1 protein-coding gene is annotated in these 1,000 nt (G+C 34.9%); it reads right to left on the minus strand.

Features of this window, described 5'->3' with window-relative positions; translation table 11 throughout:
- Window positions 1–4 precede the first annotated feature (4 nt).
- Entirely contained in the window at window positions 5–943 is a 939-nt protein-coding gene (locus tag BGO84_RS16885; RefSeq protein WP_291030962.1) for an IS1595 family transposase, read from the minus strand.
- Between the last annotated feature and the right edge of the window lie 57 nt (window positions 944–1,000).

Raw genomic sequence — 1,000 nt, forward strand, 5'->3', positions numbered from 1 at the left:
ATGATTATCCGTTGTATTGCCTAAATTGATTTTTGTATGTAACCGAGGCTATCATAAGCCTGTCAAATAAGTTTTCTCCAAAATATCTTCTATTGAATTTGTAACAGAATTCGTTCAGGTAGTTTTGAAGATATTCTGGTTTAATATCGTGATAAATATCCAGTAACATTCGTTTAGCGTTACTGATTGCTATATGAACCCAAGGTAATACCTTTCCAATTTCTTCTTTTGGTATTACTTGTGGTCGGTGCTCTTTGACAATATCTTTTAATTTGACGTAAGAAGTTGAATCGTCAGAATCAATGGTTGATTCTTTAGTTACATTGTTTTCAACCAATGAAGTTATTGTAGCCGATTTTAAGTCATTTATAACAATCATTTTGATATGTCCCACTTGTCTTGGCTTACCTGTTTTGGTTGTTTGTCCTTCAACGGGTTGACTTTCTGCCATTACAAGGACTTTGCTTTTTTTCTGACTTCCACGACCTCTTTTCAATGGCTTTTTCTTTTCATCGTCAGGAGTTTCTGTTGAAAAGAAACCTTCATCTAATTCAATGACACCTGATAATGAATATATTTCATCCCGCTTGCCCATAATCTCACGTAGCTTATGAAGCAAAGTCCAGATTGGTTCATAGCGTTTATGACCTAACTGTCGTTGGAGTTCAGCCGCTGAAAAGCTTTTCTTTGTGCTTGTCAGCAAGTGAATGGCTATAAACCAATAACGAAATGGCAATTGTGAGCCATGCATTACTGTATTGGCACGTAAACTTTGACGTTTACCGCATTTTTTACATTCATAGCATTCTTTATCTTTCTTCCAATAATGATTTGTTCCGCCACAATGAGGACAAACAACGCCTTGTTGGTCGCGATACTCTTTAAATTTTACTCTACAACTTGTTTCGTCTGGATATTGTGCAACAAAATTTAGTAAATTCATGTCTTTTATGATTAGTTATTACAAAGATAATCATTTTAGGCGAAATATCGGATAATC

Origin of the sequence: Dysgonomonas sp. 37-18 (assembly GCF_001899125.1) — a bacterium.
Lineage (GTDB): Bacteria > Bacteroidota > Bacteroidia > Bacteroidales > Dysgonomonadaceae > Dysgonomonas.

Coding starts and splice junctions, on each gene's coding strand:
- BGO84_RS16885 (WP_291030962.1), bottom strand. CDS start 943: ATGAATTTACTAAATTTTGTTGCACAATATCCAGACGAAACAAGTTGT.